Here is a 15,720-nt window from a genome sequence, read left to right as displayed (position 1 = left end):
GGGAGGTAAGATAAACTAAGCCCCCCGCTGGATTGTCAAACTTCGGTCGAGTGTGAGGGGGGACAGGTGATTGTTTTCTTACTTGTTTATTTGGCGGGGGGCAAGTTTATCTAATATAAGTGGAATTTCATCCAATCTCCGTTACCTTATTTGTAAGCGGTTTAACTGCTAGAATGAAATAGAAGTTAAAGAAAAGCAAGGGGGAGTTAAGATGTTTAAGAAAGCGTTTACAGGTTTGTTTGCAGTTGCGTTAGCGTTGGGTTTGACCGCTTGTGGTGGGTCTGGTACTGATAGTTCAAGTGAATCAGGTGAAAATAGTGGTTCTTCTAATGGGGACGTTACTATTGATTTTATGCACTTATGGCCTACGGGAAGTTCGGCTGAACAAAATAGAATCGTGAATGACATTATTGCTCAATTCGAGGAAGAAAATCCTGGTGTTACTGTAAAGCAGGAAGTGTTACAAAATGAGCAGTACAAGAATAAATTACAAGTTGTTTCATCTTCTAATCAGTTACCTGATGTAGGGATGACGTGGCCGGCAGGGTTTATGGATCCTTATGTAAAGGGAAATTTATTTGCTCCGCTTGATGACATTTTAGCAGAAGACGGGTTAGCAGAGTCATTTGTAGCAGGTACGGTTGAAGCGTATGCGAAAGATGATCAATCGTATGGATTGCCACTTGAGTTAAATATCGCACCTGTATTTTATAACAAAGCAATTTTTGAAGAGCACGGTCTAGAAGCTCCAGAAACATATGAAGAGTTCCTTCATGTTGTAGAAACACTTGCAAGTAACGGTGTTGCACCAATTGCACTTGGAAACAGAGATCGTTGGACAGGTTCATTATGGTATATGTATTTAGCGGATCGCCTTGGTGGACAGGAAGCATTAAACGCAGCAATTGACCGTTCTGGTTCGTTTGAGGATCCGGCATTGGTTGATGCGGCTGGTGAAGTTAGCAAGCTAGTAGAAATGAATGCGTTTAACAGAGGATTTAATGGTTTATCGAATGAAGAAGCAAAAGCTGAATTCTTAAATGAAAACGCTGCAATGTATTTGATTGGTTCGTGGGAAGTACCGAATTTCACAATGAATGAGGATATTCCTCAAGAGTTTAGAGATAATGTTGGATTCTTCAAATTTCCAACGATTGAAGGGGCAGAAAGTGATGTAAATAGCTGGGTTGGTGGACCTGGTGTAGGATTATTCGTTGCTGAAAATTCAGATGTGAAAGACGAAGCTAAAGCGTTTGTAAAATACTTTGTTGAACAATGGGGTCAGCAAGCTGTAGCGGATGCAGGGGTTATTCCAGCTACGCAAGTGAACACTGACGAGGTTGATTTACCTGACCTATTTATTGAAGTATTGGATGAGTTAAACGGCGCAACAAATATTACATTATTTGCGGATGTACAAATGAGCTCAGGTGTAGCAGAAACACACTTGAACATGATTCAATCATTGTTCGGAAATGAAGTATCACCAGAAGACTTTGCAAAAACGCATGAAGAAGCTCTAGCTGCAGAAGAAGAGTAAGTATTTTAGCGGTAAGAGGGTGCCTCTAAGAGTACTCTCTTACTCCTAAATTGAGAAAGTAACGGTACAGGTAAGGGAAACTAGGGCTTTCGCCAGAATTCTATTTTCGATTGTAAATGAAATTCAATATTCTGTTGGAAGGATTCTGGCGGCAGCCAAATTTTTCTATGCTTCAATTAAGGAAGGAGAGAAAGTTATGAATAGAGTTATGTCCGATAAAAAAGTCATTGCCCTATATGTACTTCCAGCTTTGATTCTAATCTTGGCATTAGTGTACATCCCAATTGTGATGACGGGGTATTACGGCTTAATGAAATGGGATGGAATTGGAGAAAAGACGTTTATTGGCTTAGCCAATTATACAAAATTACTGACAGATTCAATGTTTTGGAAAAGTGCGTACCATTCATTTTTACTTGCCTTGTTTTCAGTCTTAAGTTTAGGTGGATATTTACTCGTTTCGGTTGTTTTATCAGGGAAAATTAAAGGAGCGAATTTATTTAGGAAAATCTATTTAATTCCAATGCTTTTATCATCTGTTGCGATCGCACAGTTATGGATGAGAATTTATCACCCATCAAATGGGGTTATGAATAGTTTCCTTATGTCACTTGGAGTTGAGAATCCTCCATTATGGTTATCGGATTCGTCAATTGTCCTTGGTGCGATATTTATTCCGATTATTTGGCAATATGCAGGCTTCTATATTTTGATCTATTATGCAGCATTGAAAAACATTCCTGAATCGCTCGTGGAAGCAGCACGTATTGATGGAGCAACACCATGGCAAATTGCTTATAAGATTAAAATGCCATTAATTGCTGGTGTTATCAAAGTTACAATCGTATTAGCAGTGGTTGGTTCATTGAAATACTTTGACTTGATTTATGTTATGACAGATGGAGGACCAAACGGAGCCAGTGAGGTTATGGCATCGTATATGTATAAACTAGCATTCCGTACGAATGACTTTGGTTATGGTAGTGCCATCGGTTTTGCTTTACTTGTCATTTGTTTGCTTGTCACTTGGGGGATTCGTAAGGCGACAGAATCAAAAGAGGAACTTCAATATTAAAGGAGGGAGAACGATGGAAAAAGTATTAAGTGCGAGAAAAACAAAAATTCAACCTAATAAACAGGTAAAGTCGTCGGAAAAGACGATCTTTCAGCGAGTAACATTAGGGATTTTATATGTCTTATTAGTTTTAGTAGCTGTTGTTCAAGTTCTTCCTTTACTATGGTTATTATTATTCTCATTAAAAGATAATCAGGAAGTCTTTAACTTGCCAGCTTTTGCGCTTCCAACGTCACCAAAGTGGGAGAATTATGCAAAGGTATGGACAGAAGGAAATATAAGTCTCTATTTTTTCAATAGTGTATGGATTACAGCAGCGGCTGTTATTCTAACTGTGTTACTAGCAAGCTTTGTAACGTATGCTATTACTCGAATGAACTGGAAGCTAAAAAAGCCTGTACTTGGACTGTTTATGGTTGGACTTATGATCCCGGTACACTCTACATTAATTCCGCTTTTTAGTTTCTTTACAAACATTAATTTAATGGATCATCCATTAGCGATTATTCTAACGTATACCGCTTTTAATCTACCGTTAACGATGATGATTTTACTAGGGTTTTATTACACATTGCCTCGTGAAGTGGAAGAAGCAGCAATCATGGACGGTTGTTCGATTCATCGCATGTTTTTCCAAATTATTTTGCCGATGACAGCACCGGTCGTTGCTACAACAGCGATTATTAACATGATTTATAACTGGAATGAGTTTATCTTCGTTAATACATTCATTAGCTCGGATCAATACAAAACACTTACTGTTGGAATTCAAAACTTTATCGGTCAATATTCAACAGATTGGGGAGCAATTGGAGCTACATTAATGATTAGTATTATTCCAATTTTGCTAGCGTTCTTTGTCTTAAGTAACCGGATCGTCGAAGGAATTACAGCTGGTTCTGTAAAAGGATAAGACTGGCGTAAAATCAATTCTGAAGAAAGTAGGGGTTTGATCGTGAAAAACCAATTTTTTAATGCACATCACTCACCGATTGGGTCATTTTCTAGCTTTACGCTAGGATTTCCCAAAGATGGTGGAGGGTTTGACTTAGAGCTTGGGCGTTCGCCTAAAAAGAATGTGTATATTGGCTTAGAATCAGCTGAAAACGAAGGGACATATGATGCATTGCCGTTTTTTGTTCCAGCGGATGATGAAAGTAAGCGATATGATATGGAAAATCCAGACCCGGATCAAAACAAACCGCGTATCATTTTCCCATTTGCCGAGGATGAGGTAACACGTATGTTTCAATTAGGAACTGATTCCTGGAGTGCAGGTGATATCGAATTTACACTTTATTCCCAAGCAGCATCAGTACCAGATCCAGCAACTGCGCAAGAAGAAGAGATGAAACTGACAATCGTTCCATCTGTTGTAGCAGAGCTGACGATTGATAACAGACAAAGTGATAAAAAGAGACGAGCCTTCTTAGGCTATCAAGGCAGTGATCCATATAGCTCGATGCGTCGATTAGATGATACGTGTGAAGGACTTGCTGGTATTGGTCAAGGCCGGCTGACAGCGATTACGTCGGATGATCCAGATGTTCGCTCTGCGATGCACTTTAGTATGGAAAACATTCTCCTTGCCACTCTAAAGGAAAACTGGACGTTCGGATTAGGGCCACTCGGTGCTTTAGTGATGGATGTTCCTGCACGTACAAAGAAAACGTATCGTTTTGCTATTAGCTTTTATCGTGGTGGGCTTGTGACAGCAGGGATGGATGCCTCTTATTACTATACTCGTTATTTCAAAAATATCGAGGAAGTAGCTACGTACACCTTCAAAAATTTTGAAGCTATCACAAAGCGAGCAGAGCAAGCAAACCGTATGGTAGCTGAGGCTAATTTATCGGATGATCAGAAATTTATGATGGCTCATTCGATTCGCAGTTATTATGGGTCAACGCAGTTTCTTGAAGCAAGTGGCGAACCGTTTTGGGTTGTTAATGAAGGCGAGTACCGAATGATGAATACATTTGATTTGACGGTCGACCAACTGTTCTTTGAATTAAAGATGAACCCATGGACGGTCAGAAATGAACTTGATATGTTTATTGAACGATTTAGTTACGAAGATAAAGTCCGTTTTCCTGGTGATGAAAAAGAATATCCAGGTGGGATTAGCTTTACCCATGATATGGGGGTGGCCAATACGATCTCAAGACCCAGTTATTCTTCCTATGAGTTATATGGATTGAATGGTTGCTTCTCGCATATGACGCATGAACAACTTGTAAACTGGGTGTTATGTGCGACGGTTTACGTCGAGCAAACAGGTGACAAAGAATGGCTGACTACAAATATGGACATCGTGGAAGCTTGTTTTCACAGTATGGTAAACCGCGACCATCCTGATCCAGAAAAACGTAACGGCATTATGGCGCTTGATTCAACTCGTTGTATGGGTGGAGCTGAAATTACAACCTATGACAGCTTAGATGTTTCACTTGGGCAAGCAAGAAACAATATCTATATGGCTGGAAAGACGTGGGCCTCGTATGTTGCTCTTGAAAAATTGTTTGCTGAAAGCGGAAAGGATGAACTTTCAAAAGCATCAGGAGCGCAAGCAGAAAAATGTGCGAGCACGATTGTGAGTCATATGACACCAGATGGTTATATTCCAGCTGTAATCGGAGAAGGAAATGATTCAAAAATCATCCCAGCGATTGAAGGCTTAATTTTCCCGTATTATACAAATTGTCATGAGGCACTTGAAGTAGATGGACGATTTGGGGAATATATTCAGACGCTAAAGCAACATTTAGAGACTGTATTAACAGATGGAGTTTGTTTGTTTGAAGATGGCGGTTGGAAAATTTCCTCAACGAGCAATAACTCATGGCTAAGCAAAGTTTATTTAAACCAATTTATCGCACGAGAGATTCTTAGTTGGGATTGGGATGAAAAGGGAGCAAAAGCAGACGCGGCTCATGTCGAATGGTTGACGCATCCAACATTATCTGTGTGGAGCTGGAGCGATCAAATCATCTCAGGTGAAATAGCGGGCAGTAAGTATTATCCTCGTGGAGTGACTAGTATTCTTTGGCTTGAAGAAAAGCAATAAGCGTAAAATAGAGAGTCAAAAAAGAGGGCACGGAAAAAGGTAAAAAGAAACCTTTTTCCGTGCCCTCTTAATCATCGTTATTCGGTTGTACCTTCTTCGAGCTCTTCCAAATCTTCAAGATTATCTAAATCAGCATAAGGATTATATTCTTCTGCATTCTCTACAATTACAGGAGGAACTATGATCGATGAAATATCATTAAAGTGATCAAATGTTGCATGAATGGTTGATTGAATTTCCACTAATTCTTCTTTTATTTCTAACTGAAGAGACATCTTCATTTTCATTTCTGTTTGTATGAACGTTTCTTTCTCAATATAAAGCTCATAATCGATATCTTGGATCGAAGCAACCGTCATAAGCTGCTCTATGTCAGTTGTCATTTCATCAAGTACCAAATCATTTATTTCCTCTGCAAATATCTGAAGGGAATCATTAGATCCTTTAATCGTTAAAATATAATGAGTGTCATCTTCTGAGTAGGCTAGATAGTCAGTGTGTCGAGTTAGTAATTCAAGCTGCTCTGCTGGACTCATTTGTGTTTCATCAAGTCCACGTAATTCTTGGGTAAAGTCTTCTGGATAAGTAAACCAAACATCCTCAATTGCATCTTTATAATAAACGCCATCTTCAACCATATAAAGTTCAGTTTCTAATTTGCCCATTTCTGGTACATCCATTACATTCCTTTGATACATAACTAAAGGTTTTTGTATCATTTCTATGTACAAAGTACTAGTAGCTACGTAACTTTCTTCATTAGGAAAGATTAACTCTTGCGTAACGTCTAAGTTTGAGGAAAGGCTTTCAATATTTTCCATCACATTAATGGATTGTTGCAAGATATCAGTAACAGAGAGTCCATCTCTAGTGTTTTCTTTTATTTCTTCTACTGTAGGCTCTTCCTCTTGTTGAGTAATAACCGGCTCGGTTTCATTACAAGCTGCAAGGAGAGCGCTAATACACAATGCTACGATCCCTTTTTTAAATTTATCCATTCAGTTTCCCCCTTGAATCTATTGGCAACACCTTATTTTACCAAATATTCGAACACGATTATAGTGACAATGGATAGAAATAAAAAATGTACACCATCTCTTTGCAGAGTCGGTGTACATAAGAACTAGCGAGGGCTCGTGTAAAGGAATCTGTAGGGCAGGTGGCACGCAAGCTAGTAGTGGGGCGTTAGTTATAAAGATCTGGGTATTTATATGTAAGGTCTTGTTAGTTTTTGTAATTTCTTGTTTTTATATTACTAAGTTATTTTAATGAATACAATAAACTTGTCAGGTTATTATACATAGTAAAGGAATTTATTTGGAAATAACCTAAATTCCTTAAACATTTGTGGGCAGTTCTCGCTAAAAAATAAAACAAAAGATAGATAATGAAACCGATTACATCATTCGACATGAACATCTGTGAAATGTTGTTTTTTGGCGAGATGTCAGACGTTAAAGCGTTTGACAAAGGCGTGAGAGCGCTGTTATAGTAAATGTGTGGAAAAAAGAACCACAGTAATTTAGTTACGAAGGGAATGTGAAAGCATGCAAGGAAAAGTAAAATGGTTTAACGCAGAAAAAGGTTTTGGATTTATCGAGCGCGAAGATGGGGACGATGTATTTGTACATTTCTCAGCTATCAACTCTGAAGGATTCAAGTCTTTAGACGAAGGTCAAGATGTAGAATTTGAAATTGTTGAAGGCGCACGTGGTCCACAAGCTGCGAACGTAGTTAAGCTTTAATTCACATTCCTGGGTAGGAAATGAATCATAGCTAAAACCATACAGCTCATCTCAGGTTAACTGAGATGAGCTTTTTAGTTTTACCCGCCAAAGGGTGTACTTCCCTTTGGCGGTAAAACTAAGCAATGAGTGGAGCCGGCGTTGTGTTTTTAGCCTTTTGAGTGCTCTTCTCAAAAGGCGGACGCCGTGTGGAGCCATTGCACAACTCCGCCTTTCTTCCTTTTTGATTTTCCAGAGGCAGTGCCGCGCAGCGAGAGAAGCCATTGCAAACCAGCCTTTCAAAAGGATGCACTTCCCTTTTGCACGTGTGGAAAATGGAAATAAGTAACAAAATCGACACATTTTTTAATGTTTAAGAAGGAATTCGATTGGGGTAAATAGAAGTAAGTACATAGAAAAGGAGGAGTTTTTATGAACTACAACATTCGAGGTGAAAACTTAGAAATAACTCCAGCTTTACGAGACTATGTTGAGAAGAAAGTTGGGAAGCTTGAACGTTATTTTGATACAACTCCGGTTGCCGATGTCAATGTTAAAATGCAGGTGCTAAACAACCAGCACATTATTGAGATCACAATTCCAATGCCTCAGTTAATGTTGCGCGGGGAAGAGGTTCACAATGATATGTACGCAGCAATTGATAGTGTCATTGAAAAATTAGAACGACAAATTCGAAAGCATAAAACTAAAGTTAATCGCAAGTTTCGCCAAGAGGGAAGCTTGAAATATATGTTTAAAAATGAGCTCGAACCACTCGAGCAAGAAGAGCCTGTATCAGATGAACTTGAAGTTGTCCGTAAGAAACGGTTTAACTTGAAACCGATGGATGCCGAAGAGGCCATTCTACAAATGGACATGCTTGGCCACAACTTCTTTGTTTTTTCCGACGCCGTGAATGGATCAACAAGTGTTGTTTATAAGCGTAGAGATGGAAAATATGGTTTGATCGAGCCTGAGGCGTAAGCCGATTACATAAAAGGGGAGTGCAGCATTGCTGTGCTCCCTTTTTAACGACATTGGATGGAGTTGTATGAAACTCCTATTAATATAGAAGCTACACCAATGTTTGAAAGAGGCGGTTTTCCATTAAAACGGTATCAATCGGGCATTCATCAGCATCGCGTCCATACTGCCATGCCCATACATTGGCCTGGCAATCAGGGGTACTTGGGGCGAATATTCGTGGTGCGTTCCGTTTCGTCGTCACACCTGGTTCAGGCTCAGCGCTCCAAATGACTGTTTGTTCGACAACGTTGTTGCTCATGGATGCAGCTTGACAATAAGCTTCATTAAAAGGACCTTCATCAGGGTCAGCATAAATTCCAGGACGATAAGGACTAGTTAAGAATGCATCAACCCAAGCAATGATCCAATCAGCATCAACATCAAAAAATCGTTCGACATTTGCAAACACAAAACTTCCTTCCGCGATGCCTAACTGCCTGGCTTTGAAAATAGCATTTCGTGCTGCGACGACACCTGCACGATGTCCTACGGCCGCGCTGAAATTATTGTATATTGGCATAAGCTTCATGCCTTTGTCACGAATGAAACCGAATTCCTCTACTGTAAGACCATCACTGACATTTGGAATCGTCGATAAATAACGGCCCCAGAAATCAGGTTGACCAAAATTTGAAACAACGCATTGGTACAAATCTTCTGTTACAGCATCGGCGGAGTCTACACCCCAATTTAAAATTTGCATAATATCCCTCCTCATGCATAATCTATGCGACAAGTACACAAGTAGCGACTTATGAAGGGGAAAAAATGTAAACACTCTACACGCATTCGACAAGCACGTCTTAATGAGTCTCTTGTAAGAGCTGACCTTACCTGATAAAATTAACCTTAGTGAAAAAGCGTCATGCTCGTATTTGATAGAAGGACGAGCTGAAAAAAAGAGAGGGCGAATTTGATGTTAGGTTTATTAAAGAAAGTGATCGGTGATCCGAGTCAACGCCAGTTGAAAAAAAACGAGAAACTCGTTGACCAAATTGAAGCATTAGCATCAGACATGAAGAAGCTTTCAAATGATGGGCTTCGCCAGAAAACAGAAGAATTCAAACAGCGTTATCAAAAAGGTGAAACGCTAGATGATCTATTAATAGAAGCCTTTGCGGTTGTCCGTGAAGCATCTACACGTGTTCTACATATGACTCCATACCCAGTTCAGCTTCTTGGGGCAATTGGGCTGCATCAAGGAAACATTGCCGAGATGAAAACAGGGGAAGGGAAAACATTAGTTGGAACGGTCGCTGTTTATTTAAATGCATTATCGGAAAAAGGCGTACATGTTGTAACGGTAAATGAATACCTTGCCCGCCGTGACTGCGAACAGATGGGTGAATTATTTCAGTTTCTAGGGTTAACGGTCGGCTTAAATGCTTCAGAGCTTTCAAAGGAAGAAAAGCGTGAAGCGTATTTAGCAGACGTTACGTATAGTACAAACAATGAATTAGGCTTTGATTACTTACGTGATAATATGGTGCTTTATAAAGAACAAATGGTTCAACGTCCATTGAATTTTGCTCTTGTCGATGAAGTGGACTCCATTTTAGTTGATGAAGCGCGTACACCATTAATTATTTCGGGTTCAGTTGAGCGATCAACTCAGTTGTACCAGCAGGCAAATTCCTTTATTCGAATTTTGAAGAAAGAAGAAGATTACACATTTGATGAAAAAACGAAAAATGTTCAGCTGACAGAAGAAGGGGTCAACAAAGCAGAGCGTGCGTTTGGTATTGAGAATCTCTATGACCAAAAACATGTCCAATTAAATCATCACTTGAATCAATCACTAAAGGCTCATGTTGTCATGCACCGTGATGCTGATTATGTTGTTGAAGAAGGCGATGTCGTGATTGTTGACCAATTTACTGGTCGTTTAATGAAAGGTCGTCGCTATAGTGATGGCTTGCATCAAGCTATCGAAGCAAAGGAAGGAATGCAAATTCAAAAAGAAAGCATGACACTTGCTTCAATTACATTCCAAAATTATTTCCGGAAATATCAAAAGCTTGCTGGTATGACTGGGACAGCGAAAACAGAAGAAGAAGAATTCCGTAATATTTATGGCATGGATGTTATGGTAATCCCAACGAATAAACCGATTGCTCGGGATGATAAACCAGATTTAATTTTTAAAACAATGGAAGCGAAATTTAAAGCCGTTGTCAATGAAATTGAAGAACTGCACAAAAAAGGTCAACCTGTTCTTGTTGGTACGGTAAGTGTTGAAACATCAGAGCTAGTTTCAAAGATGCTGAATAAACGTAAAGTTCCTCACCATGTCTTAAATGCAAAGAATCATGAAAAAGAAGCTGAAATTATTGAGAACGCAGGCCATAAAGGTGCTGTAACGATTGCGACAAATATGGCCGGTCGTGGGACGGATATTAAGCTTGGGCCTGGAGTTCTTGATCTTGGAGGCTTGCACGTACTTGGCACAGAACGTCATGAGTCTCGTCGAATTGATAATCAGCTTCGAGGACGTTCCGGTCGTCAAGGTGATCCGGGTTCAACGCAGTTCTACTTATCAATGGAAGATGAACTCATGCGTCGTTTTGGATCAGATAATATGAGAAATATGATGGAACGTCTTGGGATGGAAGAAGATCAACCGATTGAAAGTAAGTTAGTTTCACGTGCCGTGGAAACAGCTCAGAAGCGTGTAGAAGGAAATAACTTTGATGCGCGTAAGCAAATTCTTCAATATGATGATGTTATGCGTGAACAGCGTGAGATTATTTATAAACAGCGTATGGAAGTGCTTGAATCAGATAACCTCCGTGGCATTGTAGAGAAAATGATCAAGTCTGTCATTGAGCGTACGGTGAAATTGCATACACCTGAAAATGAAGTTCCGGAAGATTGGGATCTTAGTGCAATCGTCAACTACATGAAAGCAAATCTTCTAAATGAAGAGGAGCTAACGGAGAAAGAATTAAGAGGAAAAGATCCTGAAGAAATGATTGAGCTTATTGTAGAAAAGGTTACAGCTACCTATAATGAGAAAGAAGAGCAATTTACGCCTGAGCATATGCGTGAATTTGAGAAAGTCATCATGCTTCGTACGGTTGACCGTAAGTGGATGAATCATATCGACCAAATGGATCAGCTTCGTCAAGGAATTCATTTACGGGCTTATGGACAAAATGATCCATTGCGTGAATATCGTTTTGAAGGCTTTGAGATGTTTGAGGCAATGGTTGATTCAATCGAAGAAGAAGTGGCGATGTACATCATGAAAGCACAAGTTCAACAAAACCTACAGCGTCAAGAAGTAGCTGAAGGAAAAGCAATGCAACAAAAAACAGAAGAAGAACCGAAAAAACGTAAACCGATTCGCAAAGGAATTACAGTTGGACGTAATGATCCTTGCACATGCGGAAGTGGGAAGAAATACAAAAATTGCTGCGGTGCACAATAAAAAGAAACAAGCAATGAGCAGTGAGCCAGTGGGAGGATCCTACTGGCTCACCTTTGCCATAAACTATGAGGTGAGAAGATGGAATTAGTAGAAGTAAAACATGAGCTTGCAAACGTTGAAAAACGATTATCTGAATTTAGGGGGTCTCTTTGACCTCGATGAGAAGCAAGAACGAATCGCTGAACTAGACGAAAAAATGACCGATCCAGAATTTTGGAACGATCAAGATGCAGCTCAAGTTGTAATTAATGAAGCAAATGCATTAAAGGAACAAGTTAATACGTTCCTCGAATTAGCTGAGCAATTTGAGGATTTAGAAGTTTCCTATGATCTTGTAAAAGAAGAAGCGGACGCTGATTTACAAAAAGAGCTTGAAGATGGCGTGAAGTCTCTATCTCAAGCGATGAATGAGTTTGAATTGCATCTACTTTTAAGTGAACCTTACGATAAGAACAATGCCATTTTAGAGCTTCATCCAGGAGCAGGTGGAACGGAATCGCAAGACTGGGCATCGATGCTATTACGAATGTATACGCGTTGGGCAGAGCGCAGAGGTTTTAAAGTCGAGACGATGGACTACCTGCCTGGTGATGAAGCTGGGGTAAAAAGTGTCACTCTTCTTATTAAAGGTCACAATGCATATGGTTATCTTAAAGCAGAAAAAGGAGTCCATCGTTTAGTTCGTATTTCTCCTTTTGATTCATCAGGACGCCGCCATACATCATTCGTTTCTTGTGAGATTATGCCTGAGCTCGATGACACGGTTCAGATTGATATTTCGCCTGAGGATTTGAAAATTGACACGTACCGGGCGAGTGGTGCAGGTGGTCAGCACATTAATACAACCGATTCCGCAGTTAGGATTACGCACCTACCTACAAATACAGTTGTGACATGCCAAAGTGAACGGTCACAAATAAAAAACCGTGAACAAGCAATGAAGATGATGAACGCTAAGCTCTATCAATTGAAAATTGAAGAGCAGCAACAAGAACTTCTTGAAATACGTGGCGAGCAAAAAGAAATTGGCTGGGGAAGCCAAATTCGCTCTTACGTATTTCATCCATATAGCATGGTAAAGGATCACCGTACAGGCTTTGAAATTGGAAATACCAATGGGGTAATGGACGGCGATCTTGATGGATTTATCGACGCGTATTTACGATTGTCTTTAGGTGAATAAGTAAGAAAGGAAGCTACCTCAGTAGGAGAGGTAGCTTTTTGCTTGTCCTGGCCAAGCACAAGAATCCCTTGTGGAGAGCTAGAAACTGGTCGGAGCTGGTAAATTGTTGGAGAACCGAGAAAGGACTGAACACCTATGGGGAGCGGACTTGCTTTAACTCGATACAGCATTACCGGAGTCTTGTTTACTTCTTTTGAGGCGGGTGCTATACTACGCAAGGATTATTTGGATATTCTAACAAAGAAAAGGAGTGATTACACATGATGATGCGACCTAAACGAGGCCAACAGCCGCCTAGTACGATAAAGCAATTATTTAGTGATTATACATATATACTTGTAGGCGCTGCGGTTGTGGCCATGGCATTTAATCTGTTTTTATTACCGAATAAAATAGCTTCCGGTGGTGTGAGTGGGATCAGTACGATCGTGGCCCATATGATTGGTATCGAGCCTGCATTTACACAATGGGCTTTAAATATCCCTCTCTTTATACTAGGTATTCTTTTACTAGGTGGTTTTAAATATGGGATTAAAACACTAGTTGGAACCCTGTTTTTACCTTTTGTAGTTTTTTTAACGAGGGATTGGTCAGTAGGGTTTGCAGATCCACTACTTGGTGCTTTATTTGGAGGAATTGGTGTTGGGATTGGAATTGGACTTGTGTTTCGTGCGAGCGCGAGTACAGGAGGAACAGATCTGGCAGCACAAATTATTCAAAAGTACACAGGTTTAACACTAGGGGCAGCAGTATTTATCATTGATGGATTAATTGTGATAACATCTGCTTTCACATTTGGGATTGAACTGGCTCTTTACGCTCTTATTAGTTTGTTTGTAACTGGAAAGACGGTTGATATGGTACAAATGGGGGTAGGATATGCAAAAGTGGCGCTCATCATTTCGAATCGTCAAGAAGAAGTGCGTCAACATATTTTACGAGATGTCGACCGCGGTGTAACGAAATTGAGTGGCTATGGTGGATATACAGAAGAGGAGCGCGATGTTCTGATGTGTGTTGTGAACCAAACCGAGGTCACAAAATTGAAACAAATTGTTAAAACAGTTGATCCAAAAGCGTTTGTTATTGTGACGAATGCAACCGAGGTACTTGGGGAAGGCTTTAAACGAGCCTAATGTAAAAACAGAGGGTTATAATACCAAAGAGGGAAACTCTTAGGAATTTTTTTGATGGAAGGAGGTACTAAAATGAAAAAGATATTGCTCGCACTTGGGACTGTCGTTCTTCTTACAGCATGTGGTGGTGGAGATGACGCTGTACCAGCACCTGAGGAAGAGGCTGTTGTTGATGAACCAGCAACAGAAGAAGCAACTGGGGACTTTGATGCAACAGCTGCACGTGAAAGCTATGAAGCAAGCTGTATACATTGTCATGGGAACAACCTTCAAGGTGGGGGTGGCCCTGGTTTAGCTGGAGGAGAGCTTACGGCTGAAGAAATCTTTGAAGTTATTCAAAACGGACAAGGAACGATGCCGCCACAAAATTTGCCTTCGGAAGATGCGGAAAATTTAGCTCAATGGATTGCCGCGCAGTAACGAGAAGTTGAAATTTAGCATGATTTAAAGAGGTTGTTTCAAAAGGGCGCTTTTTGACCTTTTGAGTCAACCTCAAAGCATGAGCACAGCGTGTAGAGCTATTGCAGCTCTTTTTATGGCTTTTGGGACAGCTTCTTTTGCTATTTTTTAACCTAACTATGATACATCAAATCCTTTTTTTGTTTATTTTTTCCCTACATCCTATATTTTTCTTAGTATTAAGAAAACAAAAATGAGTTATGATAAAAAAGAGCAAGAGTAAGAGCCAAATATGGTGATTCTCACTTAACAAAAGGGGTGGAGTGGGTGTCATCATACAAAGACAACAAGGTCATAACTATCGGTGTTGTCAGTGAATTGACCGGATTATCAGAAAGGCAAATACGTTATTATGAAGAAAGGAAATTGATTTTTCCTATTCGCTCGAATGGTAAGACTCGTAAGTACTCATTTAATGATGTCGAGAGGCTGGTTGACATTGCAAACAAAATCGAGGACGGCATAGGGACTTTTGAAATTCTCAAAACTGAGAAAAAAGAAAAATCCAAAGAAGAAACTAGAAACCGTATGCTTCGCGGTCAAATTAATGCAGCATTTAAAATTCGTAAATAAAACAACAATTATTAAAACAAGGGGAACGAATCATTTCGTTACCCTTGTTTTTTAACTTTATTACAGTATAAAACAACAATCATTACGAAAAGGGACTATGAAAAAATAAAGGTAATAAACGTTTTTGGAAATGGTAGAGGGGTGTTAGTTTTCTTCTTTATTAATGCGCCTCCCTGCATAACTGAAATCAAACAGAAAGAATGTTTTGATTTCAGTTATCCGTGTGAGAGAGGAAGAAGTGTGGGAGGTAAGAAAAACTAAGCTCCTCACCTGAGTTCTAAGCTTCGGTTGGAAATGGTAGAAGGGTGTTAGTTTACTTCTTTATTAATGCGCCTGGTGAGGGGCAAGTTTTTTTGAAATTAGAAGAAAAGGGTTCATGGCGCCCTGCATAACTGAAATCAAACAGAAAGAATGTTTTGATTTCAGTTATTCCGTGTGAGAGAGGAAGAAGTGTGGGAGGTAAGAAAAACTAAGCTCCTCACCTGAGTTCTAAGCTTCGGTTGGAAA

At 39.8% G+C, this 15,720-nt stretch carries 13 protein-coding genes; 11 read left to right on the top strand and 2 right to left on the bottom strand.

Translation table 11 applies throughout. The features are described from left to right. The first annotated feature begins 211 nt into the window (after positions 1–211). The 4 genes from SLH51_RS23545 to SLH51_RS23530 all read left to right on the top strand — a co-directional run bounded on the left by SLH51_RS23545 (position 212) and on the right by SLH51_RS23530 (position 5,682). Positions 212–1,540 carry an extracellular solute-binding protein gene (locus SLH51_RS23545; protein ID WP_335964011.1) on the top strand — a complete coding sequence of 443 codons (1,329 nt, stop codon included), beginning with the start codon at positions 212–214 and terminating at the stop codon, positions 1,538–1,540. Between the two features lie 196 nt (positions 1,541–1,736). After that, complete coding sequence (locus SLH51_RS23540) at positions 1,737–2,615, top strand: carbohydrate ABC transporter permease (RefSeq protein ID WP_335964010.1); 879 nt, start codon at positions 1,737–1,739, stop codon at positions 2,613–2,615. 13 nt (positions 2,616–2,628) lie between these two features. Beyond that, the gene (locus SLH51_RS23535) at positions 2,629–3,528 is read left to right on the top strand and encodes a carbohydrate ABC transporter permease (protein WP_335964009.1); all 900 of its coding nucleotides are present in this window, start codon (positions 2,629–2,631) and stop codon (positions 3,526–3,528) included. Positions 3,529–3,567: 39 nt separating this feature from the next. After that, the gene (locus SLH51_RS23530; protein WP_335964013.1) at positions 3,568–5,682 is read left to right on the top strand and encodes a glycoside hydrolase family 52 protein; all 2,115 of its coding nucleotides are present in this window, start codon (positions 3,568–3,570) and stop codon (positions 5,680–5,682) included. A 77-nt stretch (positions 5,683–5,759) separates the two neighbouring features. On the opposite strand, the gene SLH51_RS23525 is transcribed toward SLH51_RS23530, so the two are convergent. Continuing rightward, positions 5,760–6,680: a DUF6612 family protein gene (locus tag SLH51_RS23525; RefSeq protein ID WP_335964008.1), complete on the bottom strand. Its 921-nt coding sequence runs from the start codon at positions 6,678–6,680 to the stop codon at positions 5,760–5,762. Positions 6,681–7,229: 549 nt separating this feature from the next. On the opposite strand from SLH51_RS23525, the gene SLH51_RS23520 reads away from it, so the two are divergent. Together SLH51_RS23520 and hpf are read left to right on the top strand one after the other, a co-directional pair. Further along, positions 7,230–7,427 (top strand): cold shock domain-containing protein, encoded by a 198-nt coding sequence (locus SLH51_RS23520; RefSeq protein ID WP_012960443.1) that lies wholly within the window; start codon positions 7,230–7,232, stop codon positions 7,425–7,427. A 411-nt stretch (positions 7,428–7,838) separates the two neighbouring features. Beyond that, the gene (gene hpf, locus SLH51_RS23515; protein WP_335964007.1) at positions 7,839–8,390 is read left to right on the top strand and encodes a ribosome hibernation-promoting factor, HPF/YfiA family; all 552 of its coding nucleotides are present in this window, start codon (positions 7,839–7,841) and stop codon (positions 8,388–8,390) included. 91 nt (positions 8,391–8,481) lie between these two features. Here the strand turns inward: hpf and SLH51_RS23510 are convergent, their stop codons facing one another. Continuing rightward, on the bottom strand, positions 8,482–9,135 hold the full coding sequence (locus tag SLH51_RS23510; RefSeq protein ID WP_335964006.1) for a glycoside hydrolase domain-containing protein: 654 nt from the start codon (positions 9,133–9,135) through the stop codon (positions 8,482–8,484). A gap of 213 nt (positions 9,136–9,348) precedes the next feature. On the opposite strand from SLH51_RS23510, the gene secA reads away from it, so the two are divergent. The 5 genes from secA to SLH51_RS23485 all read left to right on the top strand — a co-directional run bounded on the left by secA (position 9,349) and on the right by SLH51_RS23485 (position 15,213). Further along, on the top strand, positions 9,349–11,862 hold the full coding sequence (secA, locus tag SLH51_RS23505; protein WP_335964005.1) for a preprotein translocase subunit SecA: 2,514 nt from the start codon (positions 9,349–9,351) through the stop codon (positions 11,860–11,862). 78 nt (positions 11,863–11,940) lie between these two features. After that, positions 11,941–13,045 (top strand): peptide chain release factor 2 gene (gene prfB / locus SLH51_RS23500; protein WP_335964004.1). Its coding sequence is split into 2 segments (ribosomal slippage): positions 11,941–12,012 and positions 12,014–13,045, totalling 1,104 coding nucleotides; the frame shifts between segments, so codons are not numbered across the junction. 263 nt (positions 13,046–13,308) lie between these two features. Further along, on the top strand, positions 13,309–14,181 hold the full coding sequence (locus SLH51_RS23495; RefSeq protein ID WP_390183785.1) for a YitT family protein: 873 nt from the start codon (positions 13,309–13,311) through the stop codon (positions 14,179–14,181). Between the two features lie 72 nt (positions 14,182–14,253). Further along, positions 14,254–14,601: a c-type cytochrome gene (locus tag SLH51_RS23490; protein ID WP_335964003.1), complete on the top strand. Its 348-nt coding sequence runs from the start codon at positions 14,254–14,256 to the stop codon at positions 14,599–14,601. A gap of 306 nt (positions 14,602–14,907) precedes the next feature. Continuing rightward, positions 14,908–15,213, top strand: a complete 306-nt coding sequence (locus SLH51_RS23485; protein WP_335964002.1) for a MerR family transcriptional regulator — start codon at positions 14,908–14,910, stop codon at positions 15,211–15,213. The last annotated feature ends 507 nt before the right edge of the window (positions 15,214–15,720 follow it).

Origin of the sequence: Halalkalibacter kiskunsagensis, assembly GCF_037027555.1 — a bacterium.
In the GTDB taxonomy this organism is placed as follows: domain Bacteria; phylum Bacillota; class Bacilli; order Bacillales; family Bacillaceae_D; genus Halalkalibacter; species Halalkalibacter kiskunsagensis.
This window is presented reverse-complemented; position numbering and strand designations above follow the sequence as displayed.